21 protein-coding genes are annotated in these 20,027 nt (G+C 60.3%); 13 read left to right on the top strand and 8 right to left on the bottom strand.

Annotation, left to right across the window (positions count from 1 at the left end; translation table 11 throughout):
• The first annotated feature begins 244 nt into the window (after nucleotides 1-244).
• Both ACZZ0G_RS27495 and ACZZ0G_RS27490 read left to right on the top strand, forming a co-directional pair.
• The gene (locus tag ACZZ0G_RS27495; RefSeq protein WP_463558348.1) at nucleotides 245-1,033 is read left to right on the top strand and encodes a DUF2092 domain-containing protein; all 789 of its coding nucleotides are present in this window, start codon (nucleotides 245-247) and stop codon (nucleotides 1,031-1,033) included.
• A gap of 1 nt (nucleotide 1,034) precedes the next feature.
• Complete coding sequence (locus tag ACZZ0G_RS27490; protein ID WP_463558347.1) at nucleotides 1,035-1,589, top strand: hypothetical protein; 555 nt, start codon at nucleotides 1,035-1,037, stop codon at nucleotides 1,587-1,589.
• Here the strand turns inward: ACZZ0G_RS27490 and ACZZ0G_RS27485 are convergent, their stop codons facing one another.
• Both ACZZ0G_RS27485 and ACZZ0G_RS27480 read right to left on the bottom strand, forming a co-directional pair.
• Nucleotides 1,590-2,183, bottom strand: coding sequence for a DUF502 domain-containing protein (locus ACZZ0G_RS27485; RefSeq protein WP_463558346.1), 594 nt, complete (start codon nucleotides 2,181-2,183; stop codon nucleotides 1,590-1,592).
• A 93-nt stretch (nucleotides 2,184-2,276) separates the two neighbouring features.
• On the bottom strand, nucleotides 2,277-2,939 hold the full coding sequence (locus tag ACZZ0G_RS27480) for an NADPH-dependent F420 reductase (protein WP_463558345.1): 663 nt from the start codon (nucleotides 2,937-2,939) through the stop codon (nucleotides 2,277-2,279).
• A 99-nt stretch (nucleotides 2,940-3,038) separates the two neighbouring features.
• Here ACZZ0G_RS27480 and ACZZ0G_RS27475 point away from each other — a divergent pair, with 99 nt between their 5' ends.
• Nucleotides 3,039-3,926 (top strand): LysR family transcriptional regulator, encoded by an 888-nt coding sequence (locus tag ACZZ0G_RS27475; protein WP_463558344.1) that lies wholly within the window; start codon nucleotides 3,039-3,041, stop codon nucleotides 3,924-3,926.
• A 27-nt stretch (nucleotides 3,927-3,953) separates the two neighbouring features.
• Here the strand turns inward: ACZZ0G_RS27475 and proP are convergent, their stop codons facing one another.
• From proP to ACZZ0G_RS27460, 3 genes are all read right to left on the bottom strand, one after another.
• The gene (proP, locus tag ACZZ0G_RS27470; protein ID WP_463558343.1) at nucleotides 3,954-5,456 is read right to left on the bottom strand and encodes a glycine betaine/L-proline transporter ProP; all 1,503 of its coding nucleotides are present in this window, start codon (nucleotides 5,454-5,456) and stop codon (nucleotides 3,954-3,956) included.
• A 251-nt stretch (nucleotides 5,457-5,707) separates the two neighbouring features.
• Entirely contained in the window at nucleotides 5,708-6,367 is a 660-nt protein-coding gene (locus ACZZ0G_RS27465) for a DUF3313 domain-containing protein (RefSeq protein WP_463558342.1), read from the bottom strand.
• Nucleotides 6,367-6,684, bottom strand: coding sequence for a hypothetical protein (locus ACZZ0G_RS27460; protein ID WP_463558341.1), 318 nt, complete (start codon nucleotides 6,682-6,684; stop codon nucleotides 6,367-6,369). Before ACZZ0G_RS27460 ends, ACZZ0G_RS27465 begins: the two co-directional genes overlap by 1 nt.
• Nucleotides 6,685-6,846: 162 nt before the next feature.
• Here ACZZ0G_RS27460 and ACZZ0G_RS27455 point away from each other — a divergent pair, with 162 nt between their 5' ends.
• The 6 genes from ACZZ0G_RS27455 to ACZZ0G_RS27430 all read left to right on the top strand — a co-directional run bounded on the left by ACZZ0G_RS27455 (nucleotide 6,847) and on the right by ACZZ0G_RS27430 (nucleotide 13,139).
• Nucleotides 6,847-7,554 carry a response regulator gene (locus ACZZ0G_RS27455; RefSeq protein WP_463558340.1) on the top strand — a complete coding sequence of 236 codons (708 nt, stop codon included), beginning with the start codon at nucleotides 6,847-6,849 and terminating at the stop codon, nucleotides 7,552-7,554.
• The gene (locus ACZZ0G_RS27450; RefSeq protein ID WP_463558339.1) at nucleotides 7,551-8,885 is read left to right on the top strand and encodes an ATP-binding protein; all 1,335 of its coding nucleotides are present in this window, start codon (nucleotides 7,551-7,553) and stop codon (nucleotides 8,883-8,885) included. Before ACZZ0G_RS27455 ends, ACZZ0G_RS27450 begins: the two co-directional genes overlap by 4 nt.
• A gap of 68 nt (nucleotides 8,886-8,953) precedes the next feature.
• Complete coding sequence (locus tag ACZZ0G_RS27445; RefSeq protein WP_463558338.1) at nucleotides 8,954-10,243, top strand: NAD(P)/FAD-dependent oxidoreductase; 1,290 nt, start codon at nucleotides 8,954-8,956, stop codon at nucleotides 10,241-10,243.
• 13 nt (nucleotides 10,244-10,256) lie between these two features.
• Nucleotides 10,257-10,814 (top strand): helix-turn-helix domain-containing protein, encoded by a 558-nt coding sequence (locus ACZZ0G_RS27440; protein ID WP_463558337.1) that lies wholly within the window; start codon nucleotides 10,257-10,259, stop codon nucleotides 10,812-10,814.
• Between the two features lie 21 nt (nucleotides 10,815-10,835).
• On the top strand, nucleotides 10,836-12,182 hold the full coding sequence (locus ACZZ0G_RS27435) for a glutamine synthetase family protein (RefSeq protein ID WP_463558336.1): 1,347 nt from the start codon (nucleotides 10,836-10,838) through the stop codon (nucleotides 12,180-12,182).
• Between the two features lie 168 nt (nucleotides 12,183-12,350).
• Entirely contained in the window at nucleotides 12,351-13,139 is a 789-nt protein-coding gene (locus tag ACZZ0G_RS27430) for a hypothetical protein (RefSeq protein WP_099759193.1), read from the top strand.
• A 97-nt stretch (nucleotides 13,140-13,236) separates the two neighbouring features.
• On the opposite strand, the gene ACZZ0G_RS27425 is transcribed toward ACZZ0G_RS27430, so the two are convergent.
• Nucleotides 13,237-13,518 (bottom strand): hypothetical protein, encoded by a 282-nt coding sequence (locus ACZZ0G_RS27425; protein ID WP_463558335.1) that lies wholly within the window; start codon nucleotides 13,516-13,518, stop codon nucleotides 13,237-13,239.
• A gap of 151 nt (nucleotides 13,519-13,669) precedes the next feature.
• On the opposite strand from ACZZ0G_RS27425, the gene ACZZ0G_RS27420 reads away from it, so the two are divergent.
• From ACZZ0G_RS27420 to ACZZ0G_RS27405, 4 genes are all read left to right on the top strand, one after another.
• On the top strand, nucleotides 13,670-13,966 hold the full coding sequence (locus ACZZ0G_RS27420; protein WP_007913288.1) for a DUF3144 domain-containing protein: 297 nt from the start codon (nucleotides 13,670-13,672) through the stop codon (nucleotides 13,964-13,966).
• A 317-nt stretch (nucleotides 13,967-14,283) separates the two neighbouring features.
• Nucleotides 14,284-16,608, top strand: coding sequence for a hypothetical protein (locus ACZZ0G_RS27415; RefSeq protein WP_463558334.1), 2,325 nt, complete (start codon nucleotides 14,284-14,286; stop codon nucleotides 16,606-16,608).
• Nucleotides 16,599-17,819 carry a hypothetical protein gene (locus ACZZ0G_RS27410; RefSeq protein WP_463558333.1) on the top strand — a complete coding sequence of 407 codons (1,221 nt, stop codon included), beginning with the start codon at nucleotides 16,599-16,601 and terminating at the stop codon, nucleotides 17,817-17,819. The genes ACZZ0G_RS27415 and ACZZ0G_RS27410 overlap by 10 nt, the downstream gene beginning before the upstream one ends.
• A 10-nt stretch (nucleotides 17,820-17,829) precedes the next feature.
• On the top strand, nucleotides 17,830-18,483 hold the full coding sequence (locus tag ACZZ0G_RS27405) for a DUF1266 domain-containing protein (protein ID WP_463558332.1): 654 nt from the start codon (nucleotides 17,830-17,832) through the stop codon (nucleotides 18,481-18,483).
• Nucleotides 18,484-18,486: 3 nt separating this feature from the next.
• Here ACZZ0G_RS27405 and alaE read toward each other — a convergent pair whose 3' ends face one another.
• Together alaE and ACZZ0G_RS27395 are read right to left on the bottom strand one after the other, a co-directional pair.
• Complete coding sequence (alaE, locus tag ACZZ0G_RS27400; RefSeq protein WP_463558331.1) at nucleotides 18,487-18,948, bottom strand: L-alanine exporter AlaE; 462 nt, start codon at nucleotides 18,946-18,948, stop codon at nucleotides 18,487-18,489.
• A 31-nt stretch (nucleotides 18,949-18,979) separates the two neighbouring features.
• Nucleotides 18,980-19,903: a LysR family transcriptional regulator gene (locus tag ACZZ0G_RS27395; RefSeq protein WP_463558330.1), complete on the bottom strand. Its 924-nt coding sequence runs from the start codon at nucleotides 19,901-19,903 to the stop codon at nucleotides 18,980-18,982.
• Nucleotides 19,904-20,027: the final 124 nt, after the last annotated feature.

The following is a 20,027-nucleotide window of genomic DNA, read 5'->3' as shown; positions in this document are numbered from 1 at the left end:
CTCATACTGCCTGCTGAATCCTTCCATTGAGCGCCGACGCCAAGCGACGGACAAATTCAGCGTAGGCCGTTTCTTACGGTTTTCCAGCGAACTTCAGTGGCTTGCGACAAGGTGGGATAACAGCCTATGGCCATCAATGCGCGGTGTTCCCGCGCACATTGGCGCACAGCAATAGTGAGGTCTAGGCTGGTCAGTCAGTCGCCCTTGCGGCGCAACGCCCAACGCAGGGACAGGAGCGCAACCGATGAAAGCCCCAGCCAGTATTGTCTGCCTGATGTTCACGTTGCTGCTCGCGCCGGCCGCCCGCGCCGACGATCCGCCCGCCACACCGGCCGCCGAGGCCAGCGACGACACGCCGTTGATCAACCCGCAAGTGGTCGACAAGCTCATCGACATGGGCAATTACCTGCGCAGCCTGCCGAAATTCCAGGTCGATGCCCAAGTCTCGCGGGACACGGTTCTGGAGTCCGGGCAGAAGATCAAGACCGAGTCTGCGAACACCCTGAAGGTGGTAGGCCACGATCGTTTGTATGCGAAAAGCGAAGGCGATGTGCGCACCCGCGAATTCTTTTACAACGGCAAGAAGCTCACCCAGTACTCGCCGTACCTGAAGTACTACACCACCGTCGATGCACCGGCCACCGTGGCGGAAACCCTGCACAAGGTCGAGAACTTCTACGGGGTGCAGGTGCCGATGGAGGATCTTTTTCTCTTTGGCAGCGATCAGGCGCAGATCGATGCCTTGAAAGCTGCGCTCTACGTGGGGCCGTCGGTCATCAAGGGCCAGCTCTGCGACCATTTGGCGTTTCGCCAGGAAGGTATCGACTGGCAATTGTGGCTGACCCGTTCCGACAAACCCTTGCCGTGCAAACTGGTGATCACCACCACCGACGAGAAGAGCTTTCCCGAGTACAGCGCGGTGTACCAGTGGAACCTCAAACCGACGATCCCGGATACGCAGTTCACCTTCAAACCGGGCAAGGGCGATGTGGCGATTGCGTTTAAGAAAGCCAGCGATCAGGGGGGGCAGTGACATGAACAAGTCGATGACGTGGAGTCTGTTGTTGTCGCTGGTCACCGCAACGCTGCTGACCGCCGGTTATGTCACCGAAGCCGATGCCCGGGGGCAACGCGCTCAGGGACATGCCCGCGCCCACGTCAACCGCGCGCCGGCGCCGAATGCGCAACGGGCGCAGCGGATCAATGCGCCGCAACGCGCCAATCACGTGAATGCCGGTAATCGGGTCAACTCGGGCAATCGGGTCAATGCCGGCAACCGCACCTATGTCAACAACAGCCATCGCAACGTCAATATCAACAATCACCGCGATGTCGACATTGATGTCGACGGTCATGGCCGTTATGGCTACGACGACAACTACCATCCGATCGCGACCGCAGCGGCGGTGACGGCAACTGTCGCAGTCACGGCGGCGGTGGTCGGCTCGATTTTCACCCCGGCGCAAATGCCCAGCAGTTGTGTGCAGGTGATTCAGTACAACGTCGCCTACATGCAATGCGGCTCGACCTGGTACCAGCCGCAGTATCAGGGCAGCGATGTCACGTATGTGGTGGTCAACGCGCCTTGATCAAGCTTTCGGCACCCAGGGTTGCATCTGCGCGAGCATGCCACGGCCGCCGCGTCGCAACCCGGTGGCCAGGGTCAGCCACGACAGATCGGTAACGATGACATGGGCGGCGGGCACTAACCGCACTTCACCCGCGGTGCCGCCGGCCGGTCCACCGTCGGGCATGAAAATCGTCAGCCAGTCATCCACGCTCTCGACGATCAGGCACAGCCGAAAGCCTTCGCCCTCGGCAATGATCCCAACCTTGGAACCGTCCTCGTTTTCCAATCCGGCAAACCGCGCGGTGGTGTCCTTGAACAACTGATAACCCGGCAGGTTGCTCAGCAGTTTGTCCTCGGTGGCTTCCATGGCCCGCGCCGCCGCCGAGGTGCGCGCGAGCAACCCGGCGAGAAAACACAAAACGATCAGGCCCAACAACGTCGCCACACTCACCAGCGTCACGCCCGCGACGTCGTAGCCCTTGAACATCGGCAACAGCTTTTCGACCGGCCCGCGCAGCAGGTGGATGGCTTTTTCGATCAGCACGACAATCAGCACCAACGGCAGGATGAACAGCAGGCCGCCGATCACGGTGGTCTTGATGAACTTGTACATGACGGCTCCTTGAATGACGTGCGATCGGATTCAAGGCTAGCTGATCTGTGTCCACCTGCCGTAACGCCAGAGCGCCGGAACGAGCGAGCGGTATCAGCGGCGCCAACTGCCCAAGGGCAATTCGACCTCGCGCTCGGCGGCAGCCAAGGCTTTTTCCAATCCGGACTTGTCCAGCGGCGCGCAGTAGGCCGGTTTTGCCCGCTCGAATCGCCAGCTGTCATCGAGGCCTCCGGCGTCGACCGCATCAAAACCGAGGTCATCCAGCAAACCCGCGACCAACGCCTTGGCCTGCGCGTCATCCGCTGCGATGGGCAGGGCGCGCCGCTCGCTGGAATCATGCGGGCGGCCATCCGTAAGCAAGTCCGCTGCGAGAATGGCGTTGAACACCTTAACCACCGTGGCACCGCGCAAATGCTCGGCGACCAATCGGCTGGTGGTGCTCTGGAACGTGTCGAGCGCAGCGATGTGGCCGTCGCGATCCGGGTAATAGTTGTTGGCATCAAGCACGGTTTTGCCCTCGAACCAGGCTGGCGGCAGGCTCGGGATGTGTTCGTAGGGTATGGCCAGCAACACCACGTCGGCAAACTGTGTGGCCTGTTCGGCTGTGCCGATCTGGCAGCCAGTGATGCCGGCGAGCACGCTGCTCATGGTCTGCGGGCCGCGCGAATTGCTGAGCATTACTTCGTGCCCGGCGGCGAGGGCGATTTGCGCGACGGCGCGCCCGATGAAGCCGGCGCCAACGATTCCAATGCGCATGGTGTGTTCCTCTGTCAGGTGGGGAGCCACTATGATGATTCCTGACCAGGTGCAGATAAATCGCACTCTGTTACTTACTTTCGCTAACAGGAGTTTCGAATGGATCGGCTGACCAGCATGGCGGCTTTCGTTTTGGCCGCCGAAGCCGGCTCGTATGCCAGCGCCGCGCAACGCCTGGACATGTCAGCGCAAATGGTCGCCAAGCATGTGGCCGCCCTTGAGCAGCGGCTCGGCGCACGGTTGCTCAACCGCACCACACGCCGGCAAAGCCTGACCGAGCTGGGCCAAGCCTATTACGAGCGCTGCAAGCACATCGTCAGTGAGGCTGAAGCCGCTGATTCACTGGCGCAAGTCATGAACGACACACCGCGCGGCAAGCTCAGGGTCAGCGCGCCGGTGAGCTTTGGCTCCTACAGTCTGATGCCGTTCGTGACCGCGTTCTTGCGCGAGTTTCCGGAAGTGGAAATCGACTTGCACTTGACCGACCGCGCCGTAGATCTGGTGGAGGAGGGTTTTGAGGTGGCTTTCCGGATCGGCCCGCTGGCGACGGCCAGTCTGACCGCGAGGCCATTGGCTGCGTATCGATTGATCGTCTGCGCGGCGCCACGCTATCTGGCCGAACACGGCACGCCGCAAGTGCCCGCCGATCTGCAACAGCATGAGTGCCTGGGCTATGCCTATTGGTCCCGGCCTGCCGACCATGAGTGGTCATTTTTCAATGGCGCCGAGGTCGAGCGCGTGCCGGTCAGCAGTCGCTTGCATGTCAACGAGAGCAAGGCGTTGTTGTCAGCGGCGGTCGATGGTTTCGGGATTGTGCTGGGGCCTGCCGATTTTCTAGAACCGGCGTTGCGCAGAGGGGAGTTGGTCCGGTTGCTGGAGGGATTCGAGGCGCCGAGCAGACATATGCATCTGCTGTACACGGCGCATCGACAGAAGACGGCTAAAGTTCGCCAGTTCATCGATGCCGCAGTCAGCCGATTTGGCTGACCGGGCGATTTGAATGAATAACGTGGCTTAGTTAATTCGCGGATGTTGCTGCACCAATTCTTTGCGTTTGGCTTCCAGCGCAGCGATTTCGGCGTCGATGTCTTCGATTTTCTGCTCGATATTGTCGTGGTGTTCCTGCAGCAGTTCCTTGGCTTCTTCAAGGTCGGACGCGGCCGGCGCGGCACCCCGCAGGGGCTTGTTGGCGGTTTCCTTCATGGTCACGCCGGTAATCAGGCCGACCACGGCGATGACCATCAGGTAATACGCCGGCATGTACAGATCGTTGGTGCTTTCGACCAGCCAGGCGACCACGGTCGGGGTCAGGCCGGCGATCAATACCGAGACGTTGAACGCAGCGGCCAATGCGCTGTAGCGAATGTGCGTGGGGAACATCGCCGGCAGGGTCGAGGCCATGACGCCGATAAAGAAGTTCAGCAACACGGCCAGCATCAACAGGCCGGCGAAGATCAAACCGATCGTACCGCTGTTGATCAGCATGAACGCCGGAATCGCCAGAATGAACAAACCGATGCTGCCGACGACGATGAAAGGTTTGCGGCCAATCTTGTCGCTGATAAAGCCGATTGCCGGCTGCACAAACAACATGCCGACCATGATCGCGATGATGATCAGCACGCCACGGTTTTCGCTGTAGTGCAGGTTGTGCGACAGGTAGCTCGGCATGTAGGTGAGCAGCATGTAGTAGGTGACGTTGGTCACCGCCACCACGCCGATGCAGGTCATCAGGCTGCGCCAGTGTTTGGTCGCGACCTCTTTGAAGGAGACTTTCGGGCCGCCGGCGAGGCCTTCGCGATCGCCTTGCTCAAGCTTTTCGACGTGCTGCTGAAAGGCCGGGGTTTCTTCCAGGGCGTGACGCAAGTAGAGACCGATCATGCCCAGCGGCAAGGCGAGGAAGAACGGCAGACGCCAGCCCCATTCCTCGAACTTGGCTTCGCCCAGCGTCGTCGAGATCAGCACCACCACACCGGCACCGAGGACGAAACCGGCAATCGAGCCGAAATCCAGCCAGCTGCCGAGGAAACCACGCTTGCGGTCCGGCGCGTATTCAGCGACGAAGATCGATGCGCCAGTGTATTCACCGCCCACCGAAAAGCCCTGCGCCATTTTTGCCAGCAACAGCAGAATCGGCGCCCAGATGCCGATCGAGGCATAGGAGGGGATCAGGCCGATGGCAAAGGTGCTGAGCGACATGATCACGATGGTCGCGGCAAGGACTTTCTGTCGCCCGTACTTGTCGCCCAACGCGCCGAAGAACAAGCCGCCCAGCGGCCGGATCAAAAATGGCACCGAGAAGGTCGCCAGTGCGGCGATCATCTGCGTGCCGGGATCGGCGCCGGGGAAGAACACTTTGCCGAGCACATAGGCGACGAAGCCATAGACACCAAAGTCGAACCATTCCATGGCATTGCCCAGTGCGGCGGCGGTGATCGCCTTGCGCATCTTGGCATCGTCGACAATGGTGATGTCGTTCAGGCCGATCGGCTTGACGGTTTTCTTGCGTGATTTCATCCGGGTCTTCTCTTTGCTGATCCATCGTGCCGCGTAGATGCCATCTATTTGATGGCGCGCACTCTTTGGCTCAGATACATGAAGACACGAAATAATTCACTGCGCGCTGCTTTTTTTCCCTGCGCACCTGTGCAGGAGCTGCCGAGGGCTGCGATCTTGATCGTTCCCACGCTCTGCGTGGGAATGCAGCCGGGGACGCTCCGCGTCCCAACAAGATCGCAACCTCCGGCAACTCCTATAGGGGAATGCGGTTACCGGCGCAGGGTTGCGTAGGATTTACCGAGGTCGCTGGCCCAGCCATCCAGCACCACTTTGACGTCGTCGGCAGTCAGCACTTGCTTGTCGTTTTCCAGCGGCACGCCGGTGCCTTTGCGCACCACTTCGGCAATCACTTCGCCAGTCGAACCATCCTCGAACGACACTTCGGTGGCGACTTCACTGTCCTGATCGCGGATGCCGGTCGCCGTGCTCACACCAGCAGCGACGAGGGTCACCGGCAGCCACTCATAAAAACGCAAACCCTGCGTGCTGGTCGCCACTTGCGTGATGGCGGGGCGCACCACCAGGGTGTTCGGCCCCGGTTGATTGACCAGCCGCAGCACCTTGCTCAATTCCAGCCGCAGCGCCGCGTCGTAATAGTCGGTGACCCCGGCCAGTGTGCTCAAAGGAATTCGCGGCGTCGGCTCGGCGCTCGGGTAAAACTGGCTTGGCGCCAGATACACCTGAGTGTACCGACCCCGGGCGAGGGCCGGGCTGACCCACGCCAACACCGGCTGACCGGACGGCGACACACGCTCGGTCAACACGCTGTAGTCATGCAGAAAGCCGCTGTGTTCGACCGTGTTACTGCTGCAGGCGGACAGGCTCAGGGTGGCAGCAAGGGTCAGCGACAGCGAACGAATACTTGCCATCAACGGGTTTCCTTGTGCTGTTGCGTGGCGATGCTGTCCGAGCATTCGATGTGCAACTGGCCGTGGCTCATGATCCATTGAATGAGGTCGGCCGCAGCGATGCTGTGGACGTATTCCACCCAGTGCGCATTGGTCGGGCTGAACTGCTCGAAGTAGCGGCGCAGAACGATCCGGCTTTGGTCGCTGGAAACGCTCAGACACGACTCCTGAAACACAATGGGTGTATCGGGGCCAAGCGCGGCGGTGCGCTGGCTGAGGATCAAGGGACGATTGCTGTTACGTCCCTCGGCGCAATGGTTGTCGTTCAATAGCTTCATGCGAACCCCCTGGATTGGAATGGCCGCAGAATGCCCGCGCGGTTTTGCCAGAGAATGTCCGGTTGATGTCTGTGGCGTAGAAATGTTGCTCGATTGAAATAAATGACCCGGGCGGCGAAATGGCTTTAGATTGGCGTTTTTTCGCCGCATGGATCCGGAACTGTGAGCAGACTGCTGTTCGTCGACGACGACGTGGAAATTCTCGCGCTGCTGAAGAAATTCTTTGTGCAGCACGCCTATGAAGTCGACGTGGCGCCGCACGGCGAGGCCATGTGGGCGGCGATCGCGCAGAACCGTCCGGACACGATCATTCTTGATCTGATGATGCCCGGCGAAAGCGGCCTGAGCCTGTGCCAGAAGGTGCGTGCGCAACTGGGTATTCCGATCATCATGCTCACGGCCATGGCCGAGTTGAGTGATCGCATTGTCGGCCTGGAGCTGGGCGCCGACGATTACCTGACCAAACCGTTCGCCCCGCAGGAATTGCTCGCCCGGGTACGCGCCTTGCAGCGTCGCGCCGGCGAACAGCGCAGTCCGGTCGAGCCAGCGCGCCCGGTGATCGCCTTCGCCGGTTGGCATCTGGACATCACCTGTCGCGAACTGCGTTCACCGGAAAACGTGATGATTCCGCTGTCCGGCGGCGAATTCGATTTGCTCGTGGTGTTCCTCGATCATCCGCAGCGCATTCTCACCCGCGAGCAGTTGATCGACCTGACCCACGGCCATGGCCATGACGCCTTCGACCGCAGCATCGATGTGCAGGTCAGCCGCCTGCGCCGCAAGATCGAGCCGGACAGCAAGCGACCGGATCTGATTCGTACGGTGCGCAATGGCGGTTATCTGTTCACCGCCAAGGTCAGCCGCTCGTGATCCGCCGGCTATTTCGCGCCGACACCCTGCGCCGGCACATCGCCCTGACCATCGTGGCGGCGATGATTGCTTCATTGGCATTGAATGCGCTGTTCGTGCAAGTCGCCGGCATCTGGGCGCGGCCACCGATCGAACGCACCGGCCTGCTCGAGCAGATCGCCGCAACCTCGCGGGTGATCGAGGCGGCCCCGGCCAACCTGCGCCCGCAACTCGCCGCAGCCGCAAGCAGCGCCATGTTGCACGTGTCGTGGCAAGCACAACGCGCGGACTTCGACTTGCCCAGTGACGGGTTTCGCCTGCCAGCGAGCAGGGTGCCGGTGCTGCAGCAACTGCTAGGCAAGGATCGAAAAATCGAGGTGTTCAGCCCAGGCGACTGGCCAGACGGCAGTCCCCAGGCGCATTACGCCGCCGTCGTGCAATTGGTCGATGGCAGCTGGTTGTCATTTATTCCGCCGGAGCGCAGTTGGGGCCTGGAATTTGGCGCGCGTATCGTCATCGTCATTGCGCTGGGGCTGATTGCCACGTTGCTGGTAGCCTGGGTCGCGACGCGCCAACTGGCCAACCCTTTGCAGCGTTTCGCCAGCGCAGCAAAACGTTTCGGCACCGATCTGCGCGCACCGCCAATCAAGATCGAAGGCCCCCACGAAATTCGCCAGGCAATCATCGCCTTCAACACCATGCAAGCGCAGATCCAGCACTTCATCGCCGAGCGCACGCACATGCTGGCGTCGATCTCCCATGATTTACGTGCGCCGCTGACCCGCATGCGCTTGCGCAGCGAGTTCATGGAAGACCTCGATCATCAGGGCAAACTGATTCGCGATGTTGAGGAGATGCAATCGATGATCAACGCTGCGTTGGCGTTTTTCCGCGAGGACACCCATCGTGAGCAGACCACAGCATTTGATCTGTCGGAGCTGCTGCAGACCATCGTCGATGACTACCGCGATCAGCACATCAATGTCGATTTCGATGGTCCGGCGCATCTGGTTTATGAAGGTCGACCGCTGGGGATCAAACGGGTAATCGTCAATCTGCTGGAGAATGCGCTGAAGTACGCGCAGCATCCGGGCATTGCATTGACGTGCGATGAGTACTCAATCTGCATTGAGGTCAGCGACGACGGTCCGGGGATTCCCGAGGCAGCCCTTGCGCAGGTTTTCGATCCATTCTTTCGCCTTGAAGCCTCGCGCAATCGCGACACTGGGGGAGTTGGTCTGGGGCTTTCGGCGGCGCGGGCGATTGTGCGCGAGCAGGGCGGAGAACTGACGTTGAGCAATCGTGGCGGCCACGGGTTACTGGCACGGGTCGAGTTGCCGCGTAACGGATAGTTGCTGGTGTGAAATTTATTCTGTAGATTTTCATGAAATTATAAAAAGATAATTTCACGAGGTCGCGAATGTTTCAGCAGTCCAGCCAGCACGTCGACAGCTATTACGCCCACAGTTGCGCCGATATTCTGCGCAACCGCGCTGTGCTAGAAGGCCAACATGACGCCGACGTGGTGATCATCGGCGGCGGTTTCAGTGGCCTGCACACCGCGTTGCGCCTGGCTTTGGCGGGTAAACGTGTGATCGTGCTGGAAGCCAGTCGCGTGGCGTGGGCGGCCTCGGGGCGTAACGGCGGGCAGGCGATTCTCGGTTGGTCATGTGACATGCCGCCGCTGGAAGCAGCGCTCGGTCATGAACGGGCCAAACGGCTTTGGGATGGCATGCGCTGGGCCGCCGCCGAGTTGCGCGAATTGCCCGGCCGGCATGGTTTCGATTGCGACTATCGGCCCGGGCATTTGTGGACCTCGGTGATGCCGCGCCGGGTCAGCCTGCTCAGCGAATGGCAACACGAGGCCAGCCACAAATGGGGCCACGATGTTTTGCAGTTCATTCCACGCGAACAACTGCCGGAATGGGTGGCTACTGATCGCTATCAGGCCGGGCTTTACGACCCTGAAGGCGCGCACCTCAATCCATTGAAACTGGCCCTGGGCCTCGCCGCCGCCATTGAGCGTGCCGGCGGACGTATTCACGAACAGAGCAAAGCGTTGAGTTATCAGGAGCAGGGCGACGGTTTCCGGGTCGACACCGAGCGCGGTTCGGTGCGCGCCGATGTGCTGGTGCTGGCCTGCAACGCTTATCTCGATGAACTCGACCCGCAGCTGTCCAGCTGCATTCTGCCGGTGGGCACGTACCAAGTGGCGACCGCTCCGCTCACGCATGAGTTGGCCACTGCGCTGTTGCCGCGCAATGTCTGCGTGACCGACAACCAGTTCGTTCTCGATTACTTCCGCCGCACGCCGGATAACCGTTTGTTGTTCGGCGGCGGTTGCACCTATCTGGGCGGCATGCCCAAAGACATTGCGGCGGCAACGCGGCCATTTCTTGAGCGGGTGTTCCCGCAGCTCAAAGGTGTCGACATCGATTTTGCCTGGGGCGGGCATATCGATTTGACGATCAAGCGCACGCCGGACGTTGGCGGCGAGGGCAACCGTTATTGGCTGCAAGGCTACTCGGGCCACGGCGTCCTGCCGACACTGGCCGCCGCGCGCGCGGTGTCTGATGCGATTCTTGGCGATGCCGATGAACTGGCGCTGTATCAGGGCTTGAGCAATGGCAGCTTCCCCGGTGGCAAGCATTTCGCAGCACCACTGGAGGCCATCGGCAAGGCCTGGTATCGGCTGCGCGACAGCATTTGATGAGACTTTGACCATGAACAAGCAAGAAGAAATCGCCGCGCTGGCGATCCTCATCCACGACCTGCGCAAGCACAAGAAGTGGACCCTGAAGGAACTAGCCGACAAGATCGGCCGGTCGGTCGGCTTCCTGTCGCAGGTCGAGCGCGGTCTGTCGCGGCCCACCGTAGCGGATCTGACCGCAATCAGCGAAACCTTTGGCGTGCCGACCACCTATTTCTACAGTTTGCCCAAGCCAAAAGAGCTGCCGTGGGTGACGCGCCCGGACGAGCGCCGCACGTTGTATTACGCCAATGGCATCACCGACATTCTGGTGTCGCCGCAGATCCGCGCCTCGTTCTCCATGCTCGAAAGCCATCTCGAGCCTGGCGCGAGCAGCGGTGATCGCCATTTGACCGACAGCTCGGAGCAGGGCGGTTATGTCCTCGAAGGCGAATTAACGCTGTGGCTTGGCGACGAAGAGGAACCGACGACGTTGAAGGCCGGCGACAGCTTTCAGTTCGACAGTCACACCCGCTGCCGTTACGGCAACCTCACCGAGCAGCTGACCCGCGTGCTCTGGGTCTACACCTGATCACAACAAAGGATGAACACGATGGACGCTGTCTGCGCTGACCTGCTCGCCGAAGTGCGTGCCTTTCGCCAACGCTACCCCGAGGTGCGTTATGTTGACCTGATTTGCCTGGACATTCCCGGGCACTTCTATGGCAAGCGTTATCCAATCGACATGCTCGAAAAAGTCGCCGCCGGCAGCGTGCTGAAACTGCCGCAGAACTGCGTGTTGCTGGGCGTGCAGGGTGGGTTGTTTCCGATTGGCGATTATTGCTTCAACGACGGCGACCCGGATGCCGTGCGCCGTCTGGTGCCGGGCACACTGAAACCGGTGAGCTGGGAAGCGCAGCCGCTGGGGCAGATGCTGATCACTTCGGACGGCACCGAAAAACCGATCGAATTCGAACCCCGTGAAGTCCTCGCGCAGGTGCTCAAGCGTCTGGCGCGCAAAGGCATTCATCCGGTGGTGGCATTCGAGCTCGAGTTCTATCTGTTCGATAAAAAGCTGCGCGACGGTCTGCCGCAATTTCCCCGCGACGACCTGACCGACGATGCCGATGATCAACCGAACCTGCACATCGAGCGTCTCTCACGCTTCGCACCGGTGCTGGATGACATGGTCGAAGCCACCCGGGCGCAGGGTATTGATGCCACGGTGATCACCGCAGAACTCGGCCCCGGTCAGTTTGAAATCAACTTCGGCCATCTCGACGATGGCTTGCGTGCGGCGGATTGGGCCGCGTTGTTCTGCCGCAGCACGCGCGGGGTGGCGCTCAAGCATGGTTATCGCGCCAGTTTCATGGCCAAGCCGTACTTGCAGCATCCGGGCAGCGGCATGCATGTGCATGTCAGTTTGTACGACGCTGATGGCAAAAATCTGCTGGCGGCGAATGATCAGCAGCCGCTACGCCACGCGGTGGCCGGGTGCCTGGAATTGCTGCCGCACAGCATGCCGATCTTCGCGCCAAACCAGAACTCGATGCGCCGTTTGGGCGGCACGGTGAATACCGCGACCAAGGCCAGTTGGGGCTTTGAGGATCGTGATGCGTGCTTGCGGATTCCCGAGTCGGACGTGAAGAACTTGCGGGTTGAATATCGCTTGGCGGGCGCGGATGCCAATCCGTATCTGGTGCTGGCGTCGATTCTGGTGGGATTGGAGCATGGGCTGGAATCGGGCAAAGAACCCATTGCGCCGCTGAATGAAGACCGCAGCAGCGGGATTGATTTTCCAAAGGAGATGTTCGAGGCCGTGCGCGCGATGCAGCATCAACCGCAATTGCGTGAGGGCTTGGGCGCAGAGTTTGTGGATGTGTATTGCGAGAATAAACGGCAGGATCATTTGGCGTTTATGCAGGAGATTGGGGCGCGGGAGTATCGGTGGTATTTGTGAGTGACGGGATCGTCACGGGGGCGTCAACCAGTGGCGACGTTTGCAGTATCAGTCGATCGTTCGTGGACCCATTGCAATCAGTTGTGTATCTTCCAGCGAACCTCAACCTTGCCTCGATAACACCTTTTGGAAGGGATTTCCGGCGTCATTTGCGATAGGAGTCGCGCTATGTTTTCAAAAAACAAACTGATCGGCATTACCGTGATGGTTTTTATCATCACGGTCTGGGCGTTGGTATGGCCGATATCGAAAGCACTTCCTAACGGTGTTTTTAGCGAGCCCGTAGGATCGATTTATAACGGGCTCAATGTTCTGTTTACTGCGCTTGCTTTCGGCGGAGTTATTATCACGTTGCTCTTCCAGGCTGAAGAAGCCAAACATTCAAGGCGTGAGGAAATAGAGCGTTCCATCTTCGATTTATTTCAAACGTTCACCACTCCCGAGTTTCAAAAGGTCAAGAACGGCGCATTTCGTGCGCTGCTCGCCGGCGTCAAAGATGAGTCGTATGCGCGCTTTCTGGCGAGTCGGCTATTCGCCGTTGACCAGTTGGCGTTCCCAGCCTCCGTCATTCCGGTATTGCGCGTGCTCGATGAGTCGAAGCAGAACCTCAATGATACCCAGATAGAGCAAGCGGACCGCGCTGATCGACTGATGCTTGACGACGTACTTAACTTTTTTGCCTTATTGGCACAGCGTAAATCGTCGTCGATGGTCATCAAACACTGTGATTTTGCCTACGATTGGTGGCGGCCGACCTTATGGCTGGTGGCTTTACTGCAGCAGGAACACTTCGAAAAGTCTAAAGAAATACCGGTGTATTGCAGAAATCGCAAGATTTCAGAGACGCTTGTCGTACTCGACGAAATCTATGGGCACACCGCGCTAAATACGCCGAATGAAATACGTCAGTATGTTGATACGCATCCCAAGATCGTGATGTTTCGCAAAGATCTTTAAGGCCTGGGCAGTCAGTGTCATACGGATTGAACAGAGTGTCTGCGGTCGACCGATTATGTTCCTCTGTGAGGGTCGGAATCGAGCCGAAGTGGACACCTCAAAACTTCAGCTCATTACACATTCGTTGCAAAAATTCGTCGCCTGCTGCGCTTTCAGAATGCAAATGATGCCCTAACCAGATATCCCAACCTGCAGCGAGCGTCAGATCCGGGCGCTCGAAGTGTGGAAAGATTGTCTGGTCCAGGCCGGCCACGACTGCGCCGACACGCCGAAATCCCCAGACATTCACCAGTTTGCGCTCCAGCGCCTTCCAGTCGGCATCAGACAAGTCGCCTAATTCAATCATCAGATGGCCATTTGCGGCTTGGAAGGTATTCATGGATTGGCGCCCGGGCGTGGAATATTGGATGGGGAGCACACAGTGATACAGGCCACTGACGTGCTTGTCAGCACTCTTGGGGCGTAGCGAGCCAAAGCGGGAAGTGTTCCAATTACGCAATTTCCCGACACTGACAGACAGGTAATCAGCAATGACCGATACGACCGATGATGCATTCTACGATCGCGCCGATGCGCATATAAACCTGTCGAACGAGCAGCTGAAAGTGTTCGAAAACCTTGGCAAAGTCAGCGCGTCGATGATGTTCGGCACCACTCGATTCAACGCCTGGGTGAGCGCGCGCAGTTTCAAGTCGGGCGAAGAAATGGCACAGGCTCGCGAAGCGATGTTGAAGTATTTCTGTGAGCAGTACCGGATGATGCTTGAGGATAACCTTGACGACCACATCAACAATTTCAGCCAGTACATGACCGCGAAAAACGTTTGACGGGTAGGGCGGGTCCTCAATCGATGAGGCACAGCCTGATCTCAATGATCATGATCGAAGGAGCGTTTGCAGTGAGCTGTCAAACCAGTGATATCGTGCCCGTCCACTGTTTGCACACCAATCACTGATTGCGCCCCACCCGCACGCTTGGTTTTTCAAACGCCAACTGGTAGCGTGCGCCACCTCGCTGTATTACCCGATCCTTGTCGTCATTTTGCCGGTCACTGGCAGACGTAAACGAGTCCCCGCTGCCCACTCGAGGGCGCCGACGCAGGATGCATCGGGCGATGCACAGTCATTCGCAAATGGAGTTCACAATGACGCAAAACAGTACCGTGCTGTCCGGCATCCAGCTGGATCAATTGATGGATCGTCTTGAGGTCGAGCATGAGGAACACGGTGCCGACTATCTGCTGGACCAGTTGCGCGCCCAGCCGCTCAGGGCGGCCTCGCTCGAGTCGATTGACCGTCTGCACGGGCTGTGGGTCAACGCCGGTGATGCTGACAGGGCCAAAGCGGTATTGGCCGACGACGGAAAGGCGCTGATCGAGATTACGCCTGACGACGCGCGCAACGAGCTCAAGGTCAATCTGCTGATTTACCAGCTGCGACTGGGCAACTACCTCAAAGACGAGCAGGGCCTGTTGCTGACGCTCGATACCCTCCAGCATTTGACCCACGAGCCGCTGCCGTTCGATATCGAGCAGTACCGACGCTACCGCATTTTCGATGATCTGCAGCACGCCACCGTCGACGTCGCCCTCAAGGCTATCGAGGTGCGTCACACCTTGGCCCAGGTCAACCCGGCCCGTCACGCCCTGCGGGCCTGGGACGATGCTGATCAGTACCGGCGCCGGGCGCGGGTGCTGGCCAACCATGAACGTGAGGAAGAGGCGCGCGAAGCCGCGCTGGCGGCAATTGCCGCATTGCGCACCGCCGGCGAAGAGCAGGACGTCGACGCTAACGACTGGCTGTGGCTGGGCAATGCGCTGATCGAAATCGTGCCATTGCGTCTGGCGATGTTCGAGCAACCGGTGGTGCGCTTGATCGCCGAATTGTCGCTGCCCCAGCGCCGGGAATGGGAAGTGCGTCTGGCGCGTCTGGCCGCACGCTCCCTGCAGGCTCAGGGCAACCTGGCCGGCGCATTGGCAATCTGTGAAGTGGCAACCCTGAGCCTGGAATCCAGCGGCGGTGACAACTTCGTTGATTTCCATCTGCCTTGGCTGCTGGAAAACGGCCAGATCGAAGAGGCCGGGCAACGTGCGTTCATGGAAATCTATGAAATGCGCGGCGAACTGTGGCCGGGCACGGCCTATTGGGTCCACGATCGCCTGCTCGATGCTGAGGATCAGTCCGCGTGGTGGCCGTTGTGCGTAATGCGTGCCTGTGACGATCAAACGGTGCTGGAGCAGTTCCTTTCCGGCCTGCCGTGGCGTGACGAGTCGACACCGTCGCTGGGCCCGTTGCTCGATGCTCTGCATGCTGCGCGCAATGACCTTGAACAAATCGACAACGTCTTCGACCAAGCGCTGGCAGAGGCCGAACGCCGCGCGCCGAACCACCCATGGATCACCCGCCTGATGGCGGTGCGCGAACATCAGGCCGGGCGCATCGACGCCAACACCCAACTGACAATGCTGCGCGAGGCCGTCTCGGCCGGCGCTATGCAGGACAACCGCAGCGTCTTCAGCCTGTTCAGTGCCCACGCCGATGTGCACGGCATTGCCGATGCCCTGCGCCAGCCGTTGCCGCCCATGGCCGCTGGCATGTACTACTACCAGTTCGCGAATGCCCTCGAGGACCTGGTCGAAACGCATGTCGAGGATCTCACGAGCGAGGAGGCCGAGCCGACCTGGTGGCGGCTGCGCGAAGTCCAAAAGCTTGCCTATGAACTCGGCCAGGCCCGTATGGAACAATGCTTCGCCAGCGGCCGCGGACATCGCTTCGATGCCTGCGCGCACCTGTACTCGATGCTGTGCAACAACCTCGCGATCAATTACCGCTGCTACAACGAACAACTCGTTGAGCAGGCCCTTGAGTTGCATACCCGCGGCATCGCCGCCAGCTCGTTCGCCGAACATTATCAAGGCATCCTCCGCAACCGCATCGAGCTGAAGGATAACCAGGGCATCGCCGACGCCGCCGAACAGCTTTGGCACTACGCGGCCGACTACGGCTATAGCCGTCACGATCCAGAAGAATACATACAGGACGTCACCCGCGCCCTGTACTGGCTGGACCGCGAACGCGAGATTCCGGTCTGGCTGGAGCGCATTCTCAAATGGCAGGAAGAGCGCGAAATCAGCGACAAAGAGCTGGAGTATTCGCCGCTGTTCGCACGGATGAAAATTGCCTTTTACCTCTCGTACTGCCTGCCGGAGGCGGCCACCAGCCTGTGGTTGCGTTACGCGCAGCTCATCAACCAAGGCGACGAACCAACCCTGCTGGGCTGTGCCGGTGATGTGCTCAAGGGGCTCGGGCGCAAGGAAGAGGCCGTGGCCTATTACCAGCGCGCGATCCTGCGCAGTGATCCGAACAGCCAGGTGGATCAGGGCAACAATGAAAAGTTTCGCCAGTTCATCGCCGAACTGCAGGCGCCGGCAAAATCGGCCGGCAAGGCCTGGTGGCAGATATGGAAGTGACACCTGCGCAGCGCCAGTCCGGTTACGCCCCGCGCAACGCACTCAATGCCGATCAACTCAAGCGCGGCATTGCCGAGCGCAGTGAGGCTCGCGGAGATGCGCCAGAGGTGAGCAAATGGTTGCTCAACCATTTCTATCGTCATCTGGTCGGTAACTTCGAACCTGCGCGGCGCATCCTGACGTTGGAGCAGGCTGTCGAGGCATTGGGCGCCGAGCCGCCGTCCTGGGTGGCCAAACATTTAAGCGACGCCGGCAAAGCTTCGCAGCAGGCGTTCGCGCCGCTGGTCTGGGTCGATCCGCAGCAAGCGCCGCTGCTGGCCGAGGAGACCTTGCTGGTGGAGTTCCTGACCTCGCGTCAGGGCACCGCGCTGGCCGGCAAGCTTGACCGGATCAACTGCCCGCAGGCACTGGCACTGTGGCAAAAGGAGCATGCGCAAATGGCTGCGCGGGTCGAGCAGGGCTGGTGTCAGAGCCAGCCTGAGGCGTTGCTAACGCGAGTGACCACCGCTGAGCACGTATTGCAGGAGTTGCGGCCCGAGAGTGCTTCGCTGCGTGCGGAAATGGCCTTTGAAAGTTACGTGATGCGCCACTGCCTGGGCCAGTTCGCCGATCGCCGCGCCTTGACCGGCGGCTACGGTGAACGCTACGCCGAAGCGGTGGAAGAGCAGCGCATGCGCGTGTTCAGTCTGCGCGACGGCCAAGGCCAGCCGCACATTACTATCAGCCTGATCGTCCAGGACGACGGTACGTTGACTGTCGAGCAGGTCAAGGGCAAGCAGAACCGGCCGCCGGTCGAGCGTTATTACCCGGACCTGCTGCAGTGTCTGAATGCCCTGGACACCGACGAGCAGACGCCCGCCGACTGCATCGCAGTCGGCATTGTGCGCACAGACGCGGGCTGGCTGCGCATCGAAGAGGTCAGCGACCCGACCGCCCAGACTCGGCTGGTGGCCCGCTATCCGCAATTGTACGAGCGCCTCGATGCGCCTTCGGCCATGGTCGAATGGCTGGTGGCCGGGCGTCAGCCGCAGCAGTTCTTGCAGGTGGCCCCGCAAGCGGTATCGGTCAGATACGCCACCCGGCATGTTTTCAGCAAGCGCATTGAGCATCAGCCGAATGACCCGCAGTACCTGACCGAAGGTGTGCCGTGGCCGGATATGTCCTCGCCGCTGGTAGAGGAAATCCAGGCCTGGCAGGCGCGGGCAAGGTAAGGAAACCGACATGTTTTTGCTTATCACAGTGGTTGTTTCAGGCTGGTTGTTGTGGCGAGCGTTCAGACCTCGCGGCGCCTCATTGTTCAGCCAGCGCAAACACTGGTCGCTACTGCTGGCCCGGCCCATGGTCGATGCGATGGCCGTCGAGGGTTTCTACTCGCCAGCGTGCGATCACTTCACCGAGCAATCGCGGACGATCCTGCGGGCAGCGTTGCTGCACCAGGCCGGGATCCGCAGCAACAGCAATGACGAGGCGGTGCGGGCGCACTTCAGTGCGACGCTCGATCAGCAGTGGTTTGGCCTCGATTTGCAGGCGCTGACAGCCACCGATGACCCGCGTGCGGCCATGGCTTTTGCCTGCGTGCGGGTGGCGTTTCTGGTCCGGTGTGCGCTACTGATGCGTTGGCTCGAGCCTGACCTCGCCTGGCGCGTGCTGCTGCTCAATGCGCAGCGGGCGCAGGACTGTTTCGACAGTTGGGAAGATTTCGGCAAGGCCTATCAGTCGGGGCGCAAGCAATGGGTCGCGACGTTTCGCGTCGACTCGCTGGGCGAAGCGTTTGACGAGCCGCAACTGCGTCAGTTGCTGGCGCCCGGCGGTGGGGCTTGGGCTGACGTAACCTGGCGAACGCCAGCAGCGTTGAGCCCGGTTCTGGCGAGGTAGCCCCTACTCCTTCAATGACATCGGCCTGTCCCCGCCCGGCGGCAGGCCAAACAGCTTGCGCACGCCGTTAAGAAACGCCCCATAAGGTCGCCCCAGCACGAGCATCATCAAGGCCGCGCCAAGCGTGCCACGCAGCAGGCCGGCTCCTGATGCACCACTGAAGGCAATAATCGCCGCATAGATCGGCACCTGAAAACTGACGAGGGCAACACTGTCCCAGAGCACTCTGGACAACCGACCCTCACTGGCTCGCGTCATCACCCAATCCCGCCATAGGCCGTAAGGCCGCGCGACCGGAATCATCAGTGCCGCGCCCAGCAGGCGCGCATGCAGAACCTGATCCCAGGTCATGCCGCCAACGAAACGTTCATTGATGATGCCGGTGGTGGTGAAAAACAGGATCAGGGCTGTGGTGTCTGCGATAAATGCAGTCCGACGCGTTGGCTGTTGCAGGCGTTGCGGCACCTCAATTCTCCTTTCATGGCTTCAGCTTTCCTCAGCTAAACGCCGGCGCTTCATCGTGCTGTGACAGCGGCTGCACCGCGAGGTGCGGTGATTCGCCGAAGTACTCGATCAGCAGATCCGTGAGCACGCGGATCTTGCGCGCGGGATGCGGGCCTGGTGCGCGGAGGAGGTAGGCACCGGCCGGGGGCGGTGGATGGTTGGTCATGATCGGCACGAGTGCACCCGAGGCGATGTGTTCGTGGGTGAGGCAATCGGGCAAGTAGGCGACGCCGAGGCCGGCAGTCGCGGCTGCGGCGAGGGCGGTGCCGTTGTCAGCCTTGAAGCGTCCTTGCGGGCGCACCGTGATGATCTTGTCAGCCTCCATGAATTGCCAGGCTTCGGTGCCTTGCATGAGCGCCTGATGGGCGTGCAGTTCGTCCGGGGTTTCGGGTGCGCCATGCGCTTTGATGTAGTCGGGGCTTGCGACGAGCTTGGTATAGACCGGGCCGATACGCCTTGCGATCAAATTGGAGTCCTGCAGGTAACCCACGCGAATGGCGCAATCGTAGCCTTCGGTAATCAGGTCAACGAAGCGATCGCTGTAGCAGGTCTGCATGTGCAACTGAGGGTGACGGCGCGCCATTTCCGCCAGCACCGGGGCGAAGTGCGTCGGCCCGAACGACAACGGCACTGCTACGCGCAAGCGACCGCGAAGGGCGCCGGCGGGCAGAATGGTTTCCTTGGCGATGTCGATTTCGCTGCAGACTCGGGCGGCGTAATCGCGGAACGTCGCGCCGGCCTCGGTGAGCGATGCCCCGCGCGTCGAGCGTGCCAGCAGTTGCACGCCGAGTTCCGCTTCAAGCCGGGCCAGCCGGCGGCTGACGATTGACTTCGAAACCCCGAGCCGCAGCGCCGCCTGTGAAATGCCCCCGGCATCCGCCACGTCGACGAAGGTTTGCAGTTCTTCGATATCCATTTTCGCGTTCCCCTTGGCGCGACACAGTTCGCCTCGGGATGCTACTACTGCCGCGAATAGGGGAACAGCACAATGGGTTTTCCAGGCACGGCGTCACTCGCGTGCGTTCTGGATCACAAACCGC

It is taken from the genome of Pseudomonas sp. AC169, assembly GCF_979258515.1.
Note: the sequence above shows the minus strand (reverse complement) of the source record. Positions and strands in the feature narration are given on the sequence as shown.